This is a genomic window from Acidisarcina polymorpha (genome assembly GCF_003330725.1).
In the GTDB taxonomy this organism is placed as follows: Bacteria; Acidobacteriota; Terriglobia; order Terriglobales; family Acidobacteriaceae; genus Acidisarcina; species Acidisarcina polymorpha.
The window spans coordinates 5,718,063-5,738,681 of sequence record NZ_CP030840.1; the positions used below are offsets into that span (position 1 = coordinate 5,718,063).

The 20,619-nt window shown below is 56.2% G+C and carries 14 protein-coding genes; 6 read left to right on the forward strand and 8 right to left on the reverse strand.

What is annotated here, in order from left to right:
* Positions 1–13 precede the first annotated feature (13 nt).
* From ACPOL_RS24355 to ACPOL_RS24380, 5 genes are all read right to left on the reverse strand, one after another.
* Positions 14–949 carry a glycoside hydrolase 5 family protein gene (locus tag ACPOL_RS24355; RefSeq protein ID WP_114211026.1) on the reverse strand — a complete coding sequence of 312 codons (936 nt, stop codon included), beginning with the start codon at positions 947–949 and terminating at the stop codon, positions 14–16.
* A 292-nt stretch (positions 950–1,241) separates the two neighbouring features.
* On the reverse strand, positions 1,242–3,032 hold the full coding sequence (locus ACPOL_RS24365) for a RecQ family ATP-dependent DNA helicase (protein WP_236656998.1): 1,791 nt from the start codon (positions 3,030–3,032) through the stop codon (positions 1,242–1,244).
* 110 nt (positions 3,033–3,142) lie between these two features.
* Positions 3,143–4,192, reverse strand: coding sequence for an SDR family NAD(P)-dependent oxidoreductase (locus ACPOL_RS24370; protein WP_150133122.1), 1,050 nt, complete (start codon positions 4,190–4,192; stop codon positions 3,143–3,145).
* 117 nt (positions 4,193–4,309) lie between these two features.
* Positions 4,310–5,494, reverse strand: coding sequence for a zinc-dependent alcohol dehydrogenase (locus ACPOL_RS24375; RefSeq protein ID WP_114209356.1), 1,185 nt, complete (start codon positions 5,492–5,494; stop codon positions 4,310–4,312).
* 89 nt (positions 5,495–5,583) lie between these two features.
* Positions 5,584–6,255: an SRPBCC family protein gene (locus ACPOL_RS24380; RefSeq protein WP_114209357.1), complete on the reverse strand. Its 672-nt coding sequence runs from the start codon at positions 6,253–6,255 to the stop codon at positions 5,584–5,586.
* 387 nt (positions 6,256–6,642) lie between these two features.
* Here ACPOL_RS24380 and ACPOL_RS24385 point away from each other — a divergent pair, with 387 nt between their 5' ends.
* Positions 6,643–11,097, forward strand: a complete 4,455-nt coding sequence (locus tag ACPOL_RS24385; RefSeq protein ID WP_114209358.1) for a chemotaxis protein CheB — start codon at positions 6,643–6,645, stop codon at positions 11,095–11,097.
* Positions 11,098–11,217: 120 nt separating this feature from the next.
* On the opposite strand, the gene ACPOL_RS24390 is transcribed toward ACPOL_RS24385, so the two are convergent.
* The 3 genes from ACPOL_RS24390 to ACPOL_RS24400 form a co-directional block, all read right to left on the reverse strand.
* Positions 11,218–13,314: a DUF5054 domain-containing protein gene (locus tag ACPOL_RS24390; RefSeq protein ID WP_114209359.1), complete on the reverse strand. Its 2,097-nt coding sequence runs from the start codon at positions 13,312–13,314 to the stop codon at positions 11,218–11,220.
* An 83-nt stretch (positions 13,315–13,397) separates the two neighbouring features.
* On the reverse strand, positions 13,398–14,177 hold the full coding sequence (gene pyrF / locus ACPOL_RS24395; protein ID WP_114209360.1) for an orotidine-5'-phosphate decarboxylase: 780 nt from the start codon (positions 14,175–14,177) through the stop codon (positions 13,398–13,400).
* Between the two features lie 99 nt (positions 14,178–14,276).
* Entirely contained in the window at positions 14,277–14,789 is a 513-nt protein-coding gene (locus ACPOL_RS24400; RefSeq protein WP_114209361.1) for a septal ring lytic transglycosylase RlpA family protein, read from the reverse strand.
* A gap of 249 nt (positions 14,790–15,038) precedes the next feature.
* On the opposite strand from ACPOL_RS24400, the gene thiD reads away from it, so the two are divergent.
* The 5 genes from thiD (at position 15,039) to ACPOL_RS24425 (ending at position 20,468) form a co-directional block, all read left to right on the forward strand.
* Positions 15,039–15,890 carry a bifunctional hydroxymethylpyrimidine kinase/phosphomethylpyrimidine kinase gene (gene thiD, locus ACPOL_RS24405; RefSeq protein ID WP_114209362.1) on the forward strand — a complete coding sequence of 284 codons (852 nt, stop codon included), beginning with the start codon at positions 15,039–15,041 and terminating at the stop codon, positions 15,888–15,890.
* 212 nt (positions 15,891–16,102) lie between these two features.
* On the forward strand, positions 16,103–16,810 hold the full coding sequence (locus ACPOL_RS24410) for an XRE family transcriptional regulator (protein WP_114209363.1): 708 nt from the start codon (positions 16,103–16,105) through the stop codon (positions 16,808–16,810).
* Positions 16,811–16,924: 114 nt separating this feature from the next.
* Positions 16,925–17,560, forward strand: a complete 636-nt coding sequence (locus ACPOL_RS24415) for a nitroreductase family protein (RefSeq protein WP_114209364.1) — start codon at positions 16,925–16,927, stop codon at positions 17,558–17,560.
* A gap of 426 nt (positions 17,561–17,986) precedes the next feature.
* Positions 17,987–19,438, forward strand: a complete 1,452-nt coding sequence (locus ACPOL_RS24420; protein ID WP_236656999.1) for a carbohydrate porin — start codon at positions 17,987–17,989, stop codon at positions 19,436–19,438.
* A 376-nt stretch (positions 19,439–19,814) separates the two neighbouring features.
* Complete coding sequence (locus ACPOL_RS24425) at positions 19,815–20,468, forward strand: Crp/Fnr family transcriptional regulator (protein ID WP_114209365.1); 654 nt, start codon at positions 19,815–19,817, stop codon at positions 20,466–20,468.
* The last annotated feature ends 151 nt before the right edge of the window (positions 20,469–20,619 follow it).

Below are 20,619 nucleotides of genomic sequence, written 5' to 3' on the forward strand. Positions count from 1 at the left end.
TGTTGTTCTCGGTTCATAGTGAGGAGGCTCCGACTTCCTGCATCACTCCAGCATCGCTACTCGCAGTTTGTGCGTAGCGCGAGACTACCCAAGCTGCAAAATCAGCGAACTGCTGATTGTCTTTCGGCGGACTGGTATGGTGTTCCTCCAAGCCGAGATGGGCGGGCGTGAAGCAGACTGTAACTGCCACTTGGAAGGGCCGCAGCGCTTCCATCTGCCGGTCGAACCATTCGACTGCATTCGGCCGGAAGGAATCAGCCCAGCTGATGCCTGTCCGGAGATAGCGGACTCCATGGTTTGACATCCACGAGGTCGCCTCATCGAGGCGAGGATCTTCGAAGTGGAACCACTGGCAGAGGCCCACGCTGCCGTCGCCGGGAAATAGATCCACCGCGGGTTTGGGTGTGCCGTCGGCGCGGATGAGTCCGAGGTAATAGTGGCGATAGTAAGAGGAGCCTTCCGCTTCCTTGTGGCGAGTTTCGGCGGCCCAGGTTGGTGGAAGATCGAAGAGGCTGTACCAATGCAGTCGATCCGCTGATTCTCCTATTAGCTCAATGGTTCGTTGAAAGCCGAATGCCTGCACCTCCTCGGCGCCGAAAGAAGAGGCCCCAACTTCTGTGACCCATATTGGTTTGCCGGTGATCCGCCGTGCCTCCGCAATTCTTGATGGCCATTCGGTCAGTTGCCAATGATTCCAATCGAGGGGGAAACCGTGGACACCGACGGCGTCAACGTACTCAATAACGCCATACGATGTCATCAATCGAAGGAAGTCGCAATCACATGCCGACACGCCACCGAGGACGATCGGGAGTGACGGGCGAATTGCGCGGATGGCGGATGCCGTGGCCTTCACCATATCGGAGAAGCGCAACCAACCGGGATCCAAGTGATAGTTCCAGTGAGATAGGTTGTTCGGCTCATTCCATAGAACGACCGCTTCAATCATCAACAAGTCCTCGAGGGATGTGATCCAGTAATGAAGTGCAACGCGCGAATATGCAATCAAGCATTAACGGGATAATGATGATCCCGTTCATTTTAGCCATAGGAAGGTACAAAGAAGCTGTTGGTTGCTTGCACATCTTTATTACATTGCAAGAAAGAGTTGAAGAAGATCAACTGCTACGAATTGGTTTCATGGCATTCATGTTAAAGATGCTTCAAGGAGACAGGCGGTTGGATGCAGTAGCAGCTGGACATAGTAAATGATGGGTAAAGAGCTGAGGGGCGTTGATGCTTCAAGTTGATCTTTGTATGAAGGTAAAGCGGACCTTTCGAGTGCCGCTTTTGTCGAACCTCGCTACTATGTTTTGTCCGTCGAGATCTAGTACTTCTCCGTTTCCGAAACGGCGATGTCGAATCCGGTCACCCTTCGCAAGCCCGACGGGAGTGGTGCTTGGTAGAGTTTCGGGGGCGGTGGTAAGGATAGTGCCGTGAATGGTTTCAATGCGAGTGACTTGATCTGGTCTGTCGGCATGCTTAGGTGAAGCGCCCCGAGTAGCGAGGGCAATGCAGTTATCGCAGTTGCCGCACGGCTTACCTTCGTCCTCACCAAAGTATTTTCTTAGCAGTTGCTTCCTACATTGCGGCGACTCTGCATAATGCATCATTTCTGCTAGCCGGCCGAGGTCTGTTTGGCTTCGGCTCTCATAGGCGACTACGAGCTGCTCTAGCTGCGCATCTATCTCCTGCTTAGGAAGGGCGCCGGATTCTTCTCCCAGAGACTCTCGTCCTTGATCGAGAGTGGCCCTGTTGCCGCCGCGAGCGTAGCCGCGAGTGCCTCGAATGATCAAGCCTGCTTCGCGCAGCATGTGCAGGATGACCTGGGTCCTTCTTCGGGAGAGAGAAGATCGGGCTGCGAGTTCGGCAACCGATGCTGGAGTGGAAAGCTCCGCGTAGAGTCGACGGACCTCATCCAAGCGAGGATAACGGCCAAGGAGGAAAAAGCGCTGGATACGCTTATCCTCCAGGCGATAAAGCAATACCGCCCGTGCCGGCTTACCGTCTCGTCCTGCACGACCTGCTTCCTGATAATACGTTTCGAGGGAATCTGGAAATTCGTAATGGTAGACAAAGCGGATGTCCGGCTTGTCGATACCCATGCCAAAAGCTTTGGTGGCTATGAGGACTTTGTAGTCACCGTGCATGAACTTGGTTTGCATCTTTTCGCGGTCTTTTACTTTGAGCCTGCCATGGTAGCGTCCGACAGAGACTCCACTGGCCTTGAGCCACTCATAGATCTCGACGGCGCTGCGCACACTTGCGGTGTAGATGATGCCGCTACCCTGTTCTTTGGCAATCATCTCAGTAAGCCGCTTTTGCTTGGCGACGGTGTTCACCGTATGGTGCACGGAGAGCAAAAGATTTTCGCGTTCGACGCCGGTGTTGACGACGACCGCATCCTGAGCGTCGAGCTGCGTGAGGATGTCGGCCACGACGGCTTCGCTGGCAGTCGCGGTGAGCGCCAGAACGGGAGGATCGCCGAGCGCCTTCCTTGCGTCTCTCAGGCTCAAATAGGCTGGGCGGAAGTCGTGCCCCCACTGAGATATACAGTGGGCCTCGTCAACGGCCATCAGGCTCACTCCCGAAGCGGCGAGCATTTCAAGAAAGTCGGGTTTCTCAAGGCGCTCCGGAGTTACATAGAGTAGCTGGGGAATGCCGGCCTGTATGGATTCCTGTACCTCAGTCGCTTCACTCGTGTTCAGCGTGGAATCAAGTTTTTCTACGGCGATGTGGGCATCTTCCGCTTTTTCCTGTTGGTCGCGCATCAAGGCAATCAATGGCGAGACCACGACTACTGGCCTGGGCAAGAAAAGAGCAGGCAACTGATAGCACAGGGACTTTCCTGACCCCGTCGGCATCAATGCCAATGCATTGCGGCCGGCGAAGACGGCTTCAAGCACCTCGCGTTGTCCCGGTCTGAAGTGCTTAATTCCAAACCGCTCCTTCGCTTCCGCGTGTAGACCGCTCCACGGGACTGCTCGCACCTGGATCGCGTGGTGACGCGCGACCTTCTTCTTTGTAGCCATTCGATCCTCAGGAGTTTTGGATGCGACGTACAAGCGCCAAGGGCAGTGACTTTTCGAGTGGAGCTACTTCCAAAGCAACAAGAAAAGCTCTCACAGCTGTGTCATGAAAGTCATCGCCCTGATGCGATTCGACCACGCTCGTTGAACTCATAGCTTGCTGCTTCTCCAAGCCCGGTCAAGGGCTGGATCTCCTGCTGACGGACGGAGTACCCGGGTGCCGGAGAATCACTTATCCCGTTCACCGGAGCGGGCAGCAGCGACGCATTGATCCTGCTCAGTAGCCATGCTGTGCTGGCCGGGGCCAACGGTGCCAGCTTTGATGCAAGCACCGCCTGCGGAGTAATGATTAATTCTGTTCTTCCGCTTACGGTAGCGTGAATGACTGCGCGGGCCGCGCGGCGTGCGCTAGTTGACACTCCAGGTAGACTTGCCCCCAAACTAAACCACCGGTATTCGTGCTGGCGATTGCCGGTAAATTCTGCGTGGAGGTGCGAACCCGTGCGCATGAGGCCTGGACAGACGGTCGTGACCCGGATGCCTTTCGTTCGCAACTCTGCAGTCAGACCCTGGGAAAAACCAACGAGAGCGAATTTGCTGGCTGTGTAGGGAAGCAGGTGGGGAATGGCAATCTTTCCGCCAATCGACGCGATGTTAACGATGCTGCCGCTGCCACGCTCCAGCATTTGAGGAAGCACTGCAAGAGTAGTGTGCAGAGCGCAGTAGTAATTGCTCTCAATGGCATCCTTGTACGCGCTCAAAGGCTGATTTTCGACGGGTCCGGCAGCGATTTTGCCGGCGTTGTTCACGAGCACGTCTATGCGGCCAAATCGTTCAGTCACGAGCGCAATCATGGACTTGCTTTGTTCGGGATCGGTGAGGTCACAGGGAATCGTGGCAACATCGCTTTCGTCTGCCACAATGCCCATATTCAGAAGGCTTTTGCGCGCCCTGTCGAGCTCTGCGGGATCGCGGGCGGTCAACACTACCCGGGCTCCGGCACGAGCGAACTCCGCCGCCAGTGCCAGTCCGAAACCGCGCGATCCACCGGTAATCACCGCTACTTTACCGGCAAGACGTGCAGATGATCGACGGTGTTTTGCAGTGGCAATCAGGGCTGCAGTCACAGCCCCGGCAGCCATGAGCATGGTTGTTCGTTTCAAAGTACAACACCCCAATCTTCACAGATTTCGCGGTAGCTGTAGATGGTGTAGATACAGAATCAAATGGAAACGACTACGTGGAGGGTGTGAGCCGCTCCACGAGCCCCTTCTTTCCTTCTACGCAGCGAGTCTCCACGGATCGATGACCACCTTCACGCACTGCTCTGCTTTATCACGGAAGGTCTTGTAGGCTGCGGGAACTTCCTCGATCCCCACCCTATGAGTAATCAGGAAGCTGGGATCGATCTGGCCTTGTTCGACGCGATCCAGCAGCGGACGCAGATAGCGCTGCATGTGGGTCTGCCCCATCTTCATGATGATGCCTTTTCCGAACGCGGCGCCAAAGTTGACCTTGTCGAGAACGCCCCCATATACGCCGGGGATCGAGACCGTACCGCCCTTTCTCACCGCCTGAATGACCTCACGAAGAGCAGTGGGACGATCGGTCTCCATCATCAAAGCCTGCTTGACCTTGTCATAAACTCCGGTTGTTTCCCCGTGCGCTTCCATACCGACCGCATCGATGCAAGAGTCCGGTCCGTTGCCGCCGGTGAGATCCTTGAGCGCCTCGATTACGTTAAGGTCTGGCTCCGAATAGTCCAGAGCGAACGCCCCACACGCTTCTGCGAGCTTCAGCCGTTCTGGAAAGCGATCGATGGAGATGACCTTTCCGGCGCCCAGCATGTAAGCGCTGGCTGCAGCGAACAGTCCCACTGGACCTGCACCCCAGACGGCGACTGTATCCCCAGGTTGGATGTTGGCGTTCTCAGCCGCCATATACCCGGTTGGATAAATGTCAGAGAGAAACAAGATTTTCTCATCGGGCAGATCATTTTCAATTTTGATCGGACCTACATCCGCGAAAGGCACGCGAGCGAACTGCGCCTGTCCGCCGGCATAACCGCCCATCATGTGGGAATAGCCGTAGAGCGCCGATCCGCTATACCCATAAGCCGCTTCGGCAATGTGGGCGTTGGGATTGGAGTTATCACATGCGGAATACAGGTGGCTTTTGCAGAAAAAACAGTTGCCGCAAGCGATCGTGAAAGGGACCACGACACGATCTCCGCGCTTCAGTTTCTTCACGCCAGAGCCGACTTCTTCGACAACACCCATGAACTCGTGTCCCAGGATATCGCCCGACTCCATGGTCGGAATGTAGCCGTCGTATAAATGCAGGTCTGATCCGCAGATGGCAGTGCGGGTGATTCGAATGATAGCGTCACTCGGGTTCAGAATTGCAGGGTCAGGCACAGTGTGTACCTCGATGCTTTGCTTACCCATCCAACAAACTGCTCTCATGATCTCTCCTTTGGTGAACGCACCGATGTGCGGTGCGCGGGGTTGGGCGCTCGGATGTGAAATCTCGAAGTCTCTCGCGGGTCGATGGCTTAGGCAATGGAGCGTGTACCCGGGGGAGTTGGATTGGTTTCTCCATAAAGCGCTTCTTTGGTTGATCCGGTCAGGCCGCGCGGCCCATGTGGCTGACCCTGGATCGTAGCAATCTCTCCGGTCTCAGCGAGCTGCTTGAAGTGCCGCAGGTTCTCAATCACCATCTGCCGAGGGCTGCGGCCGAAGACCCCTGCTGCCGCATTCGTCACACCCGAGATTTTAAATTCCTGCACCAGGCGTACGATCGTCCCACGTCCGGCGGGATGCGCCGTAAAGGTCACTTCTCCGGTCTGTTCGATGTCGCCGCCGATCGAGCGCCAGACGAGCTTGCTTCCAGGGATGTCTTCAAGGATTGCGGAATCCCATTCCACGGTCACGTTCATTGGCATCTTAAGGACCCAATGTGAGGTTAACGGACCGGTTGCAGTGACGGATTGGACCCGCTCCTGCCAGTAGGGCGCGGTCTCCGGATTGCGCCACAACGTATATAGGGAGTCGGCGTCACGGTCGATGGTGACAGTCGAATGGGCCCGCACCACTCCGGAATCGTCGTCATTGGCACCATGATATTTACCGGTGAGTTGGGTGCCGGGCGGGGTAACCCACGATAGCGGCCCGGTGGTCGGCGTTGGCCGCAGCGGCGTCTCTTTGAAATCGATCACTTCACTCATAAGCTTCTCCTCAGTCAAGGGTGTTCAATTACCACTTTCCCAGAACGCAGTGTTCTTCTCCAAGTCAAGAAGTAGATCTTTATTTAGCCACATGCGTTGGTTAGGGAGCGGGTTTCATTACGCTCTCTATTGTTGAGATGCGAAAGCAAGAAGCGTGCGCAAACCCGGCGCAATTTGACTTCGATCAGACTGCGGCTTCGATGGCGCTGTTTACGATTCGGCAGAACGGGTAAGCCCCGGGTTAGAATGCCAGTGTGTTGTATCTCAAGCCGGTTTCTGCATTCCAACACGAAAACCGCTGAACGACCGAAGAACCTGTCGGTGCACGAGAACTATTCTCTGAGTAAGAGGTTGACTGTACGCCGTCGACAGAGTTGATTGAAGACCATGTCAGAAGCAGACGACGAACCGGGTGTCAGGGATCAGGAAGCCGATGAAGTCAGCGGCGCTCTGATTGAGGCGGATGACCATCTGCCGGAGAATGAGGATATGTGTCCTACTGTCGGGATTGGCGCCTCCGCGGGAGGACTGGATGCCTTTACGCAGATGTTGGAACATCTTCCTTCTGATACCGGGATGGCTTATATCCTGGTCCAGCATCTCGACCCGAGTCACGAAAGTATGCTGGTCGAACTCTTGGCGAGCCACACTCCCATGCCAGTGAGTCAGGCGGCCCAAGGCACGCGGGTCGAGCCCAATCACGTCTACATCATTCCCCCAAACAGCCGGATGGCCGTACGTAAGGGAACCTTGGAGTTGACCCCGCGGGCAGAAGACCGGACACAGAATATGCCTATTGACTTCTTCCTCTCGTCGCTGGCGGCGGATCAAAGAAGCCGCGCCATCGGGGTCATTCTTTCCGGCGCTGCTTCCGACGGGACCCTGGGGTTAGAGGCAATCAAAGCAGTGGGCGGAATCACGTTTGCCCAGGACGAGTCCGCAAGATTTTCGAGCATGCCCCGCAGCGCTGTGACCGCTGCAGTGGTCGACTTTGTGCTGCCCCCGGATGCCATCGCCCGGGAGCTAGCCGGCATCACCGATCACTCCTATTTCGGCTTGGGAAAGAAGGTGCCCTCGCTTGATGATGGGCCCGCGCTGGAAGAGATTCTTGCGATGCTGCAGACGCGTAGCGGAGTGAACTTCACCCACTATAAGAAACCGACAATCGGCCGCAGGTTGTCCCGGAGAATGGCGCTGAACCATATCGAGAGCCCGCAGGCGTATGTTGGATTGCTGGGAAAAAATCCCGCTGAGCTCGATGCTCTTTTCGACGATTTGCTGATCACCGTGACGGAGTTCTTTCGCGATCCTGAGACCTTCTCGATTTTGGCCGAAAAGGCGTTTCCGGCAATGCTCGAGAAGCGCAAACCAGATGAACCGATTCGAGTTTGGGTTTCCGGATGTTCGACGGGGAAAGAAGTCTACTCTCTGGCCATTTGCCTGATTGAATACCTGGAGAAAACCAATCAGTCCTACCCGATTCAAATCTTCGGAACGGATGTGAGCGAGAAGTCGATTCAGATCGCTCGATGGGGCAAGTATCCGGAGAGTATCGCGGCCTCGATCTCTCCCTCCCGGCTGAAAAAGTTCTTTGTCAAGGTTGAAGATGGGTACCAGATAACCCGGGCTGTGCGAGAGCTATGTGTCTTTTCCCGCCAAGACATCACCAAGGATCCACCATTGGCGAAGATGGACCTCATCAGCTGCCGCAACCTTCTCATCTATCTGGGACAAGTGCTGCAGCGGCGGGTTCTCTCCATTTTCATTTACGCGCTGCAGCCGACAGGGTGCCTTCTGCTAGGAAATTCAGAAAGCTTAGGACCTTTGGCCGATTACTTTCTCGTCATCGACGCGAAGCACAAGATTTACAGGCGTAATCTGGCGCTCACTCGTCCGCAGTTCGAGGTGCCGGCGCGCGGTGCGGCTCCGCAGACTTCCAGCGAACCCGGGACTTTCCCCCGGGCAGACGATGCGACAATCCTCGACCGGCGCGCGGACAGAATGTTGCTGGATGAATATGCGCCTAGCGGATTTCTCATCGATGAACTCTTTCATTTCGTCAAATTTCGCGGGGACGTAGGGCCATATCTATCGCCGCCGCCTGGCGATCCGGAACTCGACGTCTTTCGGCTGGTGCGGGAGGATATTGCGGTTTCTCTCCGGTCGGCGATCGAAGAGGCCAGACTCTCAGATACAAGCGCCCGACGGGACAACATTCAGATTCGTAGGAACGACGGCTTTCAGGAGGTCAATCTGATCGTCAGGCCACTGTCTGACCCTCTCGGTCCAAGACACTTTCTCGTCTTGTTTGAAGAGCAGTCGCATCGGCATCGATCGGCCGTGCCGTTCGATGCGGGGCGGGTTCCCGTGGAGCCTGAGGAGCAGCATCAGAACCTGCTGCGCGAACTGTCCGCTACCCGGGCCTATATGCAGCGGCTTGTCGAGGAGTTGAGGAGCGCCAACGAAGAGGCGCAGTCCAGTAACGAGGAGCTGCAAAGCACGAATGAAGAATTGCAAACGGCGAAGGAGGAACTGCAGTCCTCGAATGAAGAATTGACAACCACGAACGAGGAGATGCAGAGCCGTAACCGCGAGCTGGCCCAGCTGAATAACGATCTAGTCAATCTACTGAGCAGCATGCAGATGCCAATTGTGATGCTGGATAGTGATCTTCGAATCCGGCGGTTTACTCCAAATGCTGAGCAAGTCCTGAACCTCATTCCGACAGATGTCGGACGTCCGATCTCGGACCTGAAGCCTCGTATTAACGTCCCCGATATAGGCGAGCTGCTGGAACATGTGATTGAGTCGCTCCAGCCTGTGGAGCGCGAAGTCCAGCATGAGGACGGTCGCTGGTACTCGATGCGCATTCAGCCCTACAAGACCGCAGACAATCGGATCGAAGGGGCGGTCCTGCAATTGCTGGACATTCATCAGCTGAAGCTGGCAATGGAAGAAGTGAAGCAAGCCCGCGATTATGCGAACGCTATCATCGAGACGGTACGTGAGCCGCTGCTCGTCCTCGATGAGAAGCTTTGTGTTCAGACCGCCAACCACGCTTTCTTCGAAGTTTTTGACACCACCGCAGAGGAGACCTTAAAGAAGTCGATCTATACCTTGGACCATGGCCAGTGGGGGCTTCCGAGAGTGGCGCAGATGTTCCAGAGTCTTTTACTCGACGGGAATACGTTGCTTCAGGATGTCGAACTGGAACACGAATTCATGCGAATCGGCTGGCGAACATTTCAGTTGAACGCCCGGTATTTGTATCGTAGCCGGGAGACCGGGTTCATCCTGCTAGCCATTGAGGACATCAGCGACCGCAAACGTGCGGCGGAAGCCAAGTACCGGCGTCTGTTTGAGGCTGCCAAGGACGGCATCGTCATCATCAATGCGGACAATGGCGAAATCACCGATGTGAATCCGTATTTACTCGAACTGCTCAGTGTGGAGCGTGGCGCTCTTATTGGGAAGACAATCTGGAATGCAGAAGCGCTTCAAGATCTCCACATCGGCTGGGAGGCCCTCGAGCGGCTGCAAACGGAGAAGCTCGTCCGCTACCCGGAGGTACATCTAATGACGCGCGGAGACCGGGACCTGGTCGTTGAAGTGGTGTCGAATGTGTATGAGGAAGGGCAGCGACGAGCTGCTCAGTTCAACATACGCGACATCACCGAGCGTAAACAGTTTGATCAGCAGTTCCAGCAGACAGCTCGGCTGGAAAGCCTGGGCATTCTGGCGGGTGGAATCGCTCACGACTTTAATAACCTGCTCGCGGGGATATTGGGCAACGCCGGCCTGGCGCTCGGCGAAGCGCCTCCAGGAACACCGTACCAGCGCGCCCTGAAAGACGTCGTCTACGCCAGCCAGCGCGCCGCCGATCTTACGCGACAGATGCTGGCCTACGCTGGCAAGGGACGCATCAATGTTGGTCCGCTGGATTTCTCCGCACTGGTGCGAGATATCAGCAAGCTGGTGCAGAGTTCGATATCCAAATCAGTAGAACTTAAGCTGGAACTTCCCGAGCACCTTCCACCAGTCGAAGCGGATGCCGGGCAAATGCAACAAGTGGTCATGAACCTGGTGATCAATGGAGCGGAGGCGATTGGCGAAGGCAAACGCGGCCTGGTGAAAGTAAGTACCCAGCTGGTGGAACTCAATGCCGAGGACCTGCGTCTCAACTTCGCGTCGGCGGAGCTGAGTCCCGGCAAGTATGTTGTGCTGGAGGTTGTCGACAATGGCTCCGGCATGGACGAGGCCACCCGGGCCCGCATCTTCGATCCATTCTTTACAACCAAATTTACAGGCCGCGGGTTGGGTTTGGCCGCCGTTCAGGGGATCATTCGCGGACATCGCGGAGGCATTCGGGTCTCGAGTTCACCGGGTAAGGGTACGCTCTTTCAGATCGTGTTGCCCGCGATAGCCGAGGCAATGCCAGCTCCAGCTCTGAAGCCCAAGTTTGATGACCTTCACGGAACCGGATTAGTTTTAGTCATCGATGACGAACAGATTGTTCTCGAGACCACTCGGGTAATTTTGGAGCGTCACGGATACCGTGTGCTCACTGCCGGTGACGGAGAGACGGGCGTAGCAATGGTTAGGGAGCATGCTGCTGAGCTTGGGCTTGTCATACTGGACCTCACCATGCCCATCATGGGAGGCGAAGAGGCGCTTGGGCACATCAAGACCATTGCTCCGGAGGTACCGGTAATTCTCTCGAGCGGCTACGATTCATCGCAAGCAGTAGGGCGGTTCGGCGAAAAGGCACTCGCCGGATTCCTGCATAAGCCGTCGACGGTGACTAATCTGCTGGAAACAGTCAAACTGTCCCTTCGGAGTTAGTTGTCCGCTGAGCAATTAGTCTTCTGTTTGTATAGGGAATTATCCAGCGCCTGCTGGTTCATATGGGTGCCTGCGGTTTTTCGATTTCTCTGGATAGAAGATTGTCCTGCCAGAAAATGCTTACGGCCGCAGAACATATCGAAAACGCATATCTTCCCCGTACCACATGATGTAATTCGTGCCCCAAGCGTTGTTGTACAGGTTCGAGTGAATGCCGCTGCTGAGTTGCGGTTGGCTGTTGGAGAAGCCTAACGGAGTTCTCGCGCCCAGAGCGATCAAGGGTGCATCCAGCGTTTCGACCACAAAGGAATTCTGGCCATGTCGATAGTGGAAACCATTGCTGACGGCGTGCATATGGCGATTTCCGGAGGTAACCACTTCGAAAGGTGAGATGGACTCCCCGGACTTATCTAGTCTCCATCCCTCTGTTGTTTCAACGATCGGGTTAAAGGTGAGCCACATAGCTTCGGGGAGCCGCGTGGCAGGTTTTTGGAACCAGTAGAGATTGAGATGAATGATCGGTTCATCACTGGGTAGAAGGAGTTCCAGGTAGAGCTGTCGGGGAAAGGCGGCGCGGCCGGATCGAAGCGCTTCCGTGTCGTCGATCTCGAGAGTCGCCAGGACGCGGTGGCCACGCGGTAGTTCTTCCAGCAGCAGTTCGGTCACATGGGGATGCCAATCCTGAGTCTTAGCGTCAAACTTCTCGATGTTGGGTTTGCCGAAGTCCTTGAAAGCCCAGTCCGCCTTACTCACGATGTAATCGGCAATAAATCGGTCGTAGTCCTGCTTGGATAGCGTCTGATAGGTGAAGAGGCCGAGCGGATTTGCTTTGCTCGCCCACTCCCGCCCGTCCTGCTTGTTGCGAAGCTGGGTGATCGCCCCGGTCTGCGCCTCGATTGCCAGGGTGAAGTGGGTAGTTTCAATCGGTCCTTCGACCAAGTGGGGAATGGCGCTCGCAGTCGGGAGCGGCAGTTTTGGAGTCAAACTATCGATCGCTTGCTTCGCCTGATCGCGAAGCGATTCCGGCAGGGTCGCTATGCCCTCCAGCAGATCCTTGCGTTTCTCTTCCCAACTAAACTGGACAACTTTGTAGTCCTTGGTTTCGAGCATTTTGCGGAGATCGTTCGGCGTGTAGTTCTCGAAGTCCAACCAGGTCTTGGTATCGGTACCCCAGGTGTGTTCCACCTCGAGCAGCAGATGGCGGAGCAGGGCCAGATCGGTGTCATCGCCGATCCGCATTTGCTTTTTCGCGATCCAGGACCCACGCAGCCGGGCGACCTCGCGATAGCGGGAGACCTTGAGGGGGTCGCTTGCTACTCCGTGGATCCAGGTGTCGCCAATCTCTCCGGTAAACATAGGCAGAGACGCGCCATGCGGCTGAACGGCGTTGGCAATCTCCGAGAGGCTGGCGGCGGTGATTTCGGCTTTGGGATAGCTGTAAGCGAGTCGTTCATATACTTCGGCGATCTCCTTCGGCGGGTGAGGACCGCTGTTGTCTCCCCGAACCTCAATAGCGACGGCAAGATCGGAGCCGGGGATGCGGCTTGTCCCTCCATAGCCGAGGTGGTACATGACCGGCAGCGAAGCGCCCGATGGGTCCTTCCAGAGAAAAATAGCCGGGACCTGGGCTGGAGTGCTGGCGTCATTGACTCCGATATCGAGAAAGTTGATGCCGTGCTTGGCCAATGCCGGAACGATCGCACGGGTGTGGCCAGGCACGTCGGTCATCTTGGCCCCGGTCGTCGTGCGGCCGAAGCGGGCGTCCAGGGCACGTGAGATGGCAAGGCTCCCCTCCATCATCGACGGATCGAGCATCTCCGTCTGCCAGGTAAAGGGCAGCGCATGCCACGCAATGTCATTTCTGGCGATGGCAAGCTCCATCTTCTTTCGGTCTTCGTCTGATGCTTGCTCGAGATATTCATAGAGGAGCCAGGAGCCGGTTGTCCAGGTATAGCGGCGACGACCGGAGGAGTTCTCGGCGCCCGCGATCTCGATTGCCTCTGGAAAGTAGTTGTCGAAGTACTTGCGAACGACGTTCGCCTGGGTGTCGATGAAGCCGGCGTCGAAGTGACACTTGAACATCACGAGGACGCGCTTCACCGAAGCGTCGGGGGCAGGGGCGATGCGAGGTTTATCTTGGGCAACGGAGATGCCGGGCTTTAGCAGCGCTTGGGTTCCGATGACGGTGAGGGATTTTACGAAATCTCGACGATGCATTCGGCCCTGGCGGTGGATAAATTCTGTGACGACGCCAGTGTAGCGCCCATCCCCTCCTTCAAGCGATTTAGTCTGCTTCGGGATTAGTCCGCTTCGGCCAGACCGACGGACATCTCATCCAAAATCGCTCGCGCCGCCGCCGCGGGATCCGCTGCCTGCGTGATCGGACGTCCGACCACGAGATAGTCGGCACCGGCGGCGAGTGCATTGGCAGGAGTGGCAATTCGAGCCTGGTCTCCTTTTGCAGCGCCGCTGGGGCGAATGCCGGGACTCACGATCGTGTTCTGAGGAAAACGAGCGCGAAGTTGAGCCGCTTCCTGCGGACTGCAGACAAAGCCGGGTATGCCGCAAGCTTGCGCGACAGTCGCCAACCGTAACACTTGATTTGCTGGAGTTTCCGTGATGCCGATCGATTCCAGCTGGAAATTATCCATACTTGTGAGGACGGTGACAGCCAACAGGGTGAGTGGGTTCGGCGACGAGGCTGCTGCATCGCTGGCCGCGGTGAGCATCGCGGGTCCACCGAAGGCATGAACGGTCAGCATCGTGATTCCCAGTGGAGCGACTGAGCGGATTGCCCCGCCGACGGTATTCGGAATGTCGTGGAGCTTCAGGTCGAGAAAGACGGAGTGGCCACGGCTCAAGATGGTCTCGACGATGCCATTGCCGGCGTTCAGGTAAAGTTCCAGCCCAACCTTGAACCACTCGCAGGACCCTTCGAGCCGATCGAGCAGAGCTAGCGCTGCAGGGGCAGTGGGGAAATCGAGAGCCACAATGAGCTTCTTCCGCGCCTCCCGTGATTTCGGAAGGGTATGCGAGGTCGCGACAGTTCGCAGAGGCGCGGAAGGCTCTTGATCGTGCATGGTGTCTAAATTGTAGCGGCAGAATAATTCAGTGAATCAAGATATCGGCGCCAGGGTTCAGCAGCAGCGCTCCAGGACCACGTGTTCGTTAGTGCTAGGTTACTGTCCATCCGGCAGAGGCCAATGCAGCTGAGCGACGGCGGGAAGAAGGTCGAGGCGCACCTTGGCTATCCCTTGAACACCAAGTACATTCGCAGCGGCGTACGAGAGGTCGACGATCCGATCTTCGGGGACGGGTCCACGGTCGTTCACTCGAACCACAACTGTCCTGTGATTGCTCATATTGGTGACCCGGATCAGCGAGCCAAGCGGAAGACTTCGATGCGCGCAAGTCAGATCATACATGTTATAGCTCTCACCGCTCGCGGTCGTATGTCCCTGAAAATATCTGCCATACCAGGATGCATGACCCAGTTGGTACCAGTGATGGAGTGGCTTTTGAGGGAGGGGCGACGGCGAGGAAGCAGTGGTGGGAGCCGGAGCTTGACTCTTAGCGGATGGGGCCGGTTGAGCGGCTATCGTCGCTGAAATTCCGAGTGTCAAGCCCGCAACGATACCAGCCAAAGTCGAGATGCGAAAAGCTGAGGATTTGTGAATTGCGATAGCGGTCATAGTCCTCCTACTTGAATTGTATGCAGTCTTCGAGATAAGTCAAAGCGCTGCTATAGGTTACGGAGGGATGCATTTGCAATTTCCAGGGTCCTGTGCTACCTCCATTCACCGAATTGTTACAAAAGATAAGATGCCCTTGTGAGGTCAAGGTCTGCCTCGTTCCGGCTACGATTATGAGGCTGTACAGCGCGCTTCATTCCTTGGCGGCATTCAAGCTGTTGAATCTACACGACTAACGGACGTAAGGCAATGAAAAATTTAGCGGATGGCCAACCTCGCCCGGTGGCGTTGTCGATCGCGGGCTTCGATCCCTCTTCTGGAGCAGGGATGACCGCTGATCTCAAGGTTTTCGCCGCCTTCGATCTTTACGGCATGTCGTGCATCACCGCTCTGACCGTGCAATCCACGCAAGGGGTGCGGAGCATTGAGCCAGTGTCGCCCGCTACCGTATCGGCCACGCTGAACATGCTCAGCGAAGATGTAACTTTCTCCGGAATCAAGTTGGGTATGCTGGCTGATCGAAATATTTGCGAGGCAGTTGCCAAGTTCCTTGAAGCGAGCCCAGAGACTCTGGTGGTGCTCGATCCGGTATTCCGTTCGAGCTCCGGACGCGAGCTGCTGGAGCCGGCAGGAGTAAGCTTTCTTCGCGAGAGGCTGCTGAGGCAAGTCGATTGGGTGACTCCCAATTTGGAGGAACTCTCCGTTCTGTCCGGAATTTCTGTTTCGAAGGCCGAAGATGTTCCGCCAGCCGCAGCGCGATTGCAGGATCTCGCCTCCAACTCCCGTCGTGAGCGGCTGAATGTTCTGGTGACTGGCGGCCACCTGGATCGACCGAACGATTTTCTGTTGACCGGCGATGGGGAAGCTGAATGGATTAGCGGGGATCGGGTTCAGACGAATTCCACCCATGGAACCGGATGTGCGCTGTCAAGCGCATTACTCTGCCGGCTCATCCTTGGTGACGCCCCCTTTACTGCTGCGAGCCGTGCGAAGGACTATGTGACGGCGGCACTCCAATCCGCATATCCCGTTGGTAAGGGGAAGGGGCCGATGAATCATCTCTTCAACTGCAATTTTCGAGACAGCGCGCCCCGATCCTGACGAACTGATATATCCTGTTTGTTCCCGTTCAAGCAAGGGTTCTTTCATCTCTCCCTTAGGGCTCAGTTCAATTGTTGAGCCCATGGAGGGCAACTCGTTGCCATCTGCTTTTCTATCAACGAACTCCCTTAAACTACGCTCAGTGATTGAACGAGGGAGTCCAGAGGACGCCTTCACAGGTGCGAGTTACGACAGGGGAGAAAACAGGCCAAATGGGGGAAAAGTCCGAAGCCATAGTTGAGAGTGTGTTGGCCGTCGATCCGGCAGCCGTCGAGAGCCTGATCGAACAACGCCAGTTGGGCGACAAGATCAAGCGGCTGCGCCTTCGAAAATCAATGGGTCTGGTCGAGTTGGGCGAGAAAACCGGCCTTTCCGCAAGCTTCCTCTCGCAGCTGGAGACCGGACGAGTGGTTCCGACGATTCGCAATCTCGCTCGTGTGGCCATGGTATTCGGCAAGGACATCTCCTATTTCTTCCAAGCCGACCGCGAGGCCTTATTTCGCATTTCCAGGCGAAAAGACCGGGTCAGGCTGCCACAGGGCGAAGGTGCTAATCCAACCTACATCGCCGAAAGCTTCGGGATTCTGGTTCCGGATAACGCGATGAAGCCGTGCATAGCCGAGTTCCTACCGGCGAGCCGTACTGCTGGTTTTCATCCGACCATGTTCCAAGGATACGAGATCGTGTTTGCGATCGTGGGACCATTAGCGATCAAGTTCGGCGATAAGTGTGAAGTGCTGGAAACCGGCGATTCGGTTTACCTCGATGCTGGAACCTCGCGGACCTATGGCGCCGCGGCCGATGCAGTGGCCAAGGCAATGGTGATCAGTTTACCGGCAAGAGACGCTCAAGGAGTAGCACCCGCCAGTCGCCGCCCCGTTCCAGATAGCGCCAGCCGCAGGCAGCCCTCTAACTTCTGAGACAACCACAGAGGTCATTCCCCGATGCGGGGAGAGCAGTGAGCGAGCCTTGCTCCCTTTGCGCCCAACCGGCATCCAAGGCGCAGCGGTGATTTGCCGCTTGAGGAGAACCTTGTGTCCGATAGAACGTCTGTAAACGTCACCCCCGAAGAGTTAGAAAAGACTAAGCACGCTCCGGCAACGGAGGGCATCCCTGAGTTGATCCTGAAGCGATGGAGTCCTCGTGCTTTTGCCGACCGCCTCATTCCGGCCGAGGATCTGAAACGGCTGTTTGTGGCCGCGAGCTGGGCTGCTTCCTCCTATAACGAACAGCCGTGGAGGTTTTTTCTCGGGCGAAGGGGCGATGAGACTTATAAGAAGATCTTTAATTCGCTTGTCGAGTTCAACCAATCATGGGCGAAAAGCGCCCCGGTGCTGGTGCTCTCGATCGGTAAGAAGACCTTTACCCAGAACGGCGGCCCCAACGCCTATGCGTTGCATGACACGGGAGCGGCAACCGCGTATCTCTCCCTGCAAGCGGCCGCTGAGGGACTGCACACCCACTCGATGGCCGGCTACGACAAGGAACTGGCGCGAGCGTCTTTTGGCATACCATCCGACTTCGATATGGGCGCGGTGACGGCAATCGGGTATTTGGGTGATCCCGCAAGTTTGCCAAGTGATCTGCAGAAAACGGAACTGGAGCCTCGCAAGCGCAAGCCGGTTTCGGAGTTTGTTTTCGCCGACTGGGAGAAACCGGCATCGTTCTAGAGCCATGAGACGGAAGTTGATCCGGCCCTCCTTACACGGGTGAGTGCCGAGCCGCGAGACGCCGCTTCTCCTGCTGTTCCTAGCAAAATTATTCCCCATTGCCAAAACCTTTGCCGGGGTCCCAGACTAGATGGCGACCCGGCAAAGCGTTCTGCAACTAAATATTGAGGTTAAGTTGCAAATTGCGGGATGAGTTCGTGTGCTTCAGCTTCAGAGAAATTCATAGACAATTAATTGAGGCGGGATCTGAGCCGCGACTTATTCGGTAGGCTGCTGATAACTGTGTCGTTTTTGCGGGGTCTTGGATGCCGAGAATAGGATCGGCAATCGGGATTTTTGCCAGGAGGACGTCTGCGGCTCTTTCTGTTTGTTCTCGGCCTTCTGCTGTCGGTGGCAAGGCCTTTGCTAGCGCAAGAGACTCTGCCGGTGGCAACCCATAGTCGAACAAAGCCTGATGCGGCGATCTTCGACCCCCCTGCGGCTGCGCCGATCAATTGGCAGGTAGCCGCGCAAGAGACTGTCGCCGCCGCCACGACGGGTACCTCACAGTCCGCCGAGGCGGAAGCTGAACAGCCTTCCCTGGTCTTGCCGATGACCACGATGTTTCCTCATTCGGAGACCTGGCCACTCTGGATTTCAGGTCAAACCAATATCATTTTCCAAGCTCATCCTTCCTTCCATTCGCCTTATCAGGGGAGGAACAGTTTTCAGGGAGCAGGCGAATACAAGACGTCGTTGCTTGGAACGCTCTACACCGGTTTACAGGTTCCTGGCACCCATAAGCTGCTGGAGGTCCTCTTTGATGAAGAAGCCGCGGGAGGACGTGGTCTCAGCGAGGCGCTTGGGCTGGCCGGTTTCACCAACTTGGATGTAGTGCGGAACCCGAACCTCGGTTCGGTGCCCTATGTAGCTCGCTGGGTGGTTCAGGGTACGATTCCGCTCACCTCTGAGACGGTCGAAGTGGAGCGCGGACCGTTCTCCATGGCGACGACAGCTGCCGTGAGGCGATTGACGCTGCACGTCGGCAAGATGAGCATTCCCGATCTATTCGACCAGAACGCGGTGGGGAGTGACAGCCATCTCCAGTTTACAAACTGGGCGATCGACAATAACGGCGCCTACGACTATGCCGCCGATACGCGAGGATATACGAAGGGCGCCGCGCTTGAGTATTTTGACCGGAGGTGGGCGGTACGCTATGGGATCTTCCAAATGCCCACAGTCGCGAATGGCATCAACCTCGACTGGGCGTTCTCGCGGGCGCGGGGTGAAAACCTGGAGGTGGAACTGGAACTCGGTTTGCTCCCCACGAAGTGGCCGGGAAAGATCCGCCTGCTCAGCTACTGGAACCATGCCCACATGGGCGTTTACCGTCAGGCCATCAACGCTTTTTTAGACGGAGAAGATGCGGTGCCGGACATTACCAGGCACGAGCACTTCGGAGCGGTGAAATATGGGTTTGGCTTCAACACCGAACAGCAGGTAACTCCTGATTTTCGCGCCTTTGCCCGATTTGGATGGAACGAGGGTCAACATGAGTCCTTCGCCTACACCGAGATCGATCAGACGGTGTTGTTTGGGGGAGATCTGGCTGGCCGGAGATGGGGACGGCCGGTGGATAAGATTGGAGTAGCTTTTGTAACTGACGGAATTTCAAAAGATCATTCCCAGTACCTCAAATTGGGCGGATACGGGTTTATTCTTGGAGACGGCACGCTGAAGTACGGACGAGAGAATATCCTGGAGACCTATTACAACCTTCATGCATGGCGTGGCCTCTTTTACGCACTCGGATTCAGCTTCATCAACGACCCGGGATATAACCGCGACCGCGGTCCGGCCTATGTTCCTTCGATCCGCGCCCACGTCGATTTCTGATGTGAGCGTGTGGCCACTGCTGGCAGCGAGAGCAAGTTTCTTATTGGCACTCCCTTTTCCCGGTTGGTACAGCCTGAGGAATTCGATCCGCCGGTCGTGCCGGCGCCTAATCAACAAGAGAAGTGCCCCAGACTCTCCTGTCTGGAACTGTGCAAAAGAGAACAGTTTTTCCCCGAATCAGTAGCCAAACTGGGCGAAATCTCCGGAGCACTGAACAGAAGTGATCGTTGAGGCAAAATTCGGCGGGAGCGGTAAACAATTTTGCTGAGAAGCCCTAGTAAATCTGGCCCGGTTTGGCTGCGCTCAACCTGGGCCTAACGTCACCGTCGTTTTACGAAGTGCATACGAAAGTGCGGTCTTATGAAGGTGCCGCTGGATGATCTACTCGAACAATGGTTTTGAGCCGGCAACTTTCCTTGCAAACGCCGGGTTGGGCCGTCGCATCGTGCAACTGAAGAGAAAAGAAGCGTTCTTTACCCAGGGACAGCCGGCAAACGCCGTTTATTACCTCCGTAAAGGAAGGGCCAAGCTTGCAGTCGTCTCTAAAAGCGGTAAAGAGGCGACCCTCACTCTGCTCGGACCGGGCGATTTCGTTGGCGAGGAGTCGGTGGCGGCCGTGGCTGGTCTGCACCTGGCGACGGCCACCGCTATTACCCAATGCACCGCGATCCGAGTCGAGAGGAAAGAGATGATCCGGGTCATCCATGAGGAGCCTGCTTTTGCAGACTTCTTCATGTCTTTCCTGCTGACCCGCAGCATGAGGATCCAGGCCGACCTGGTTGATCAACTGTTCAACTCGAGCGAGAAGCGGCTGGCGCGCATTCTCTTGTTGATGGCGGAGTTTTGCGCATCCGGTGAGCCGGAGATCTTCATCCCGAAGATCAGCCAGGAGATGTTGGCGGAGATGATCGGCACTACCCGCTCGCGGGTAAGCTTTTTCATGAATCGATTTCGCAAGCTTGGATTTATTGAATACAACGGCCGAATCCGGGTGCATAAGTCACTGCTCAACGTAATTTTGCACGACTGAAAGTCTGGCCTTTGGCGGTGGACAGATCACGCCCTGCCTTTCTGGAGTTTCCCGCCCGGCGCCGAATGGTTGCGACTTGCACGAGTTGCCTCGCCACGGCGTCTTAGGAGTGGTGCTCTCTTTTGCACCCTACTTTCCCGAGATCGAATTA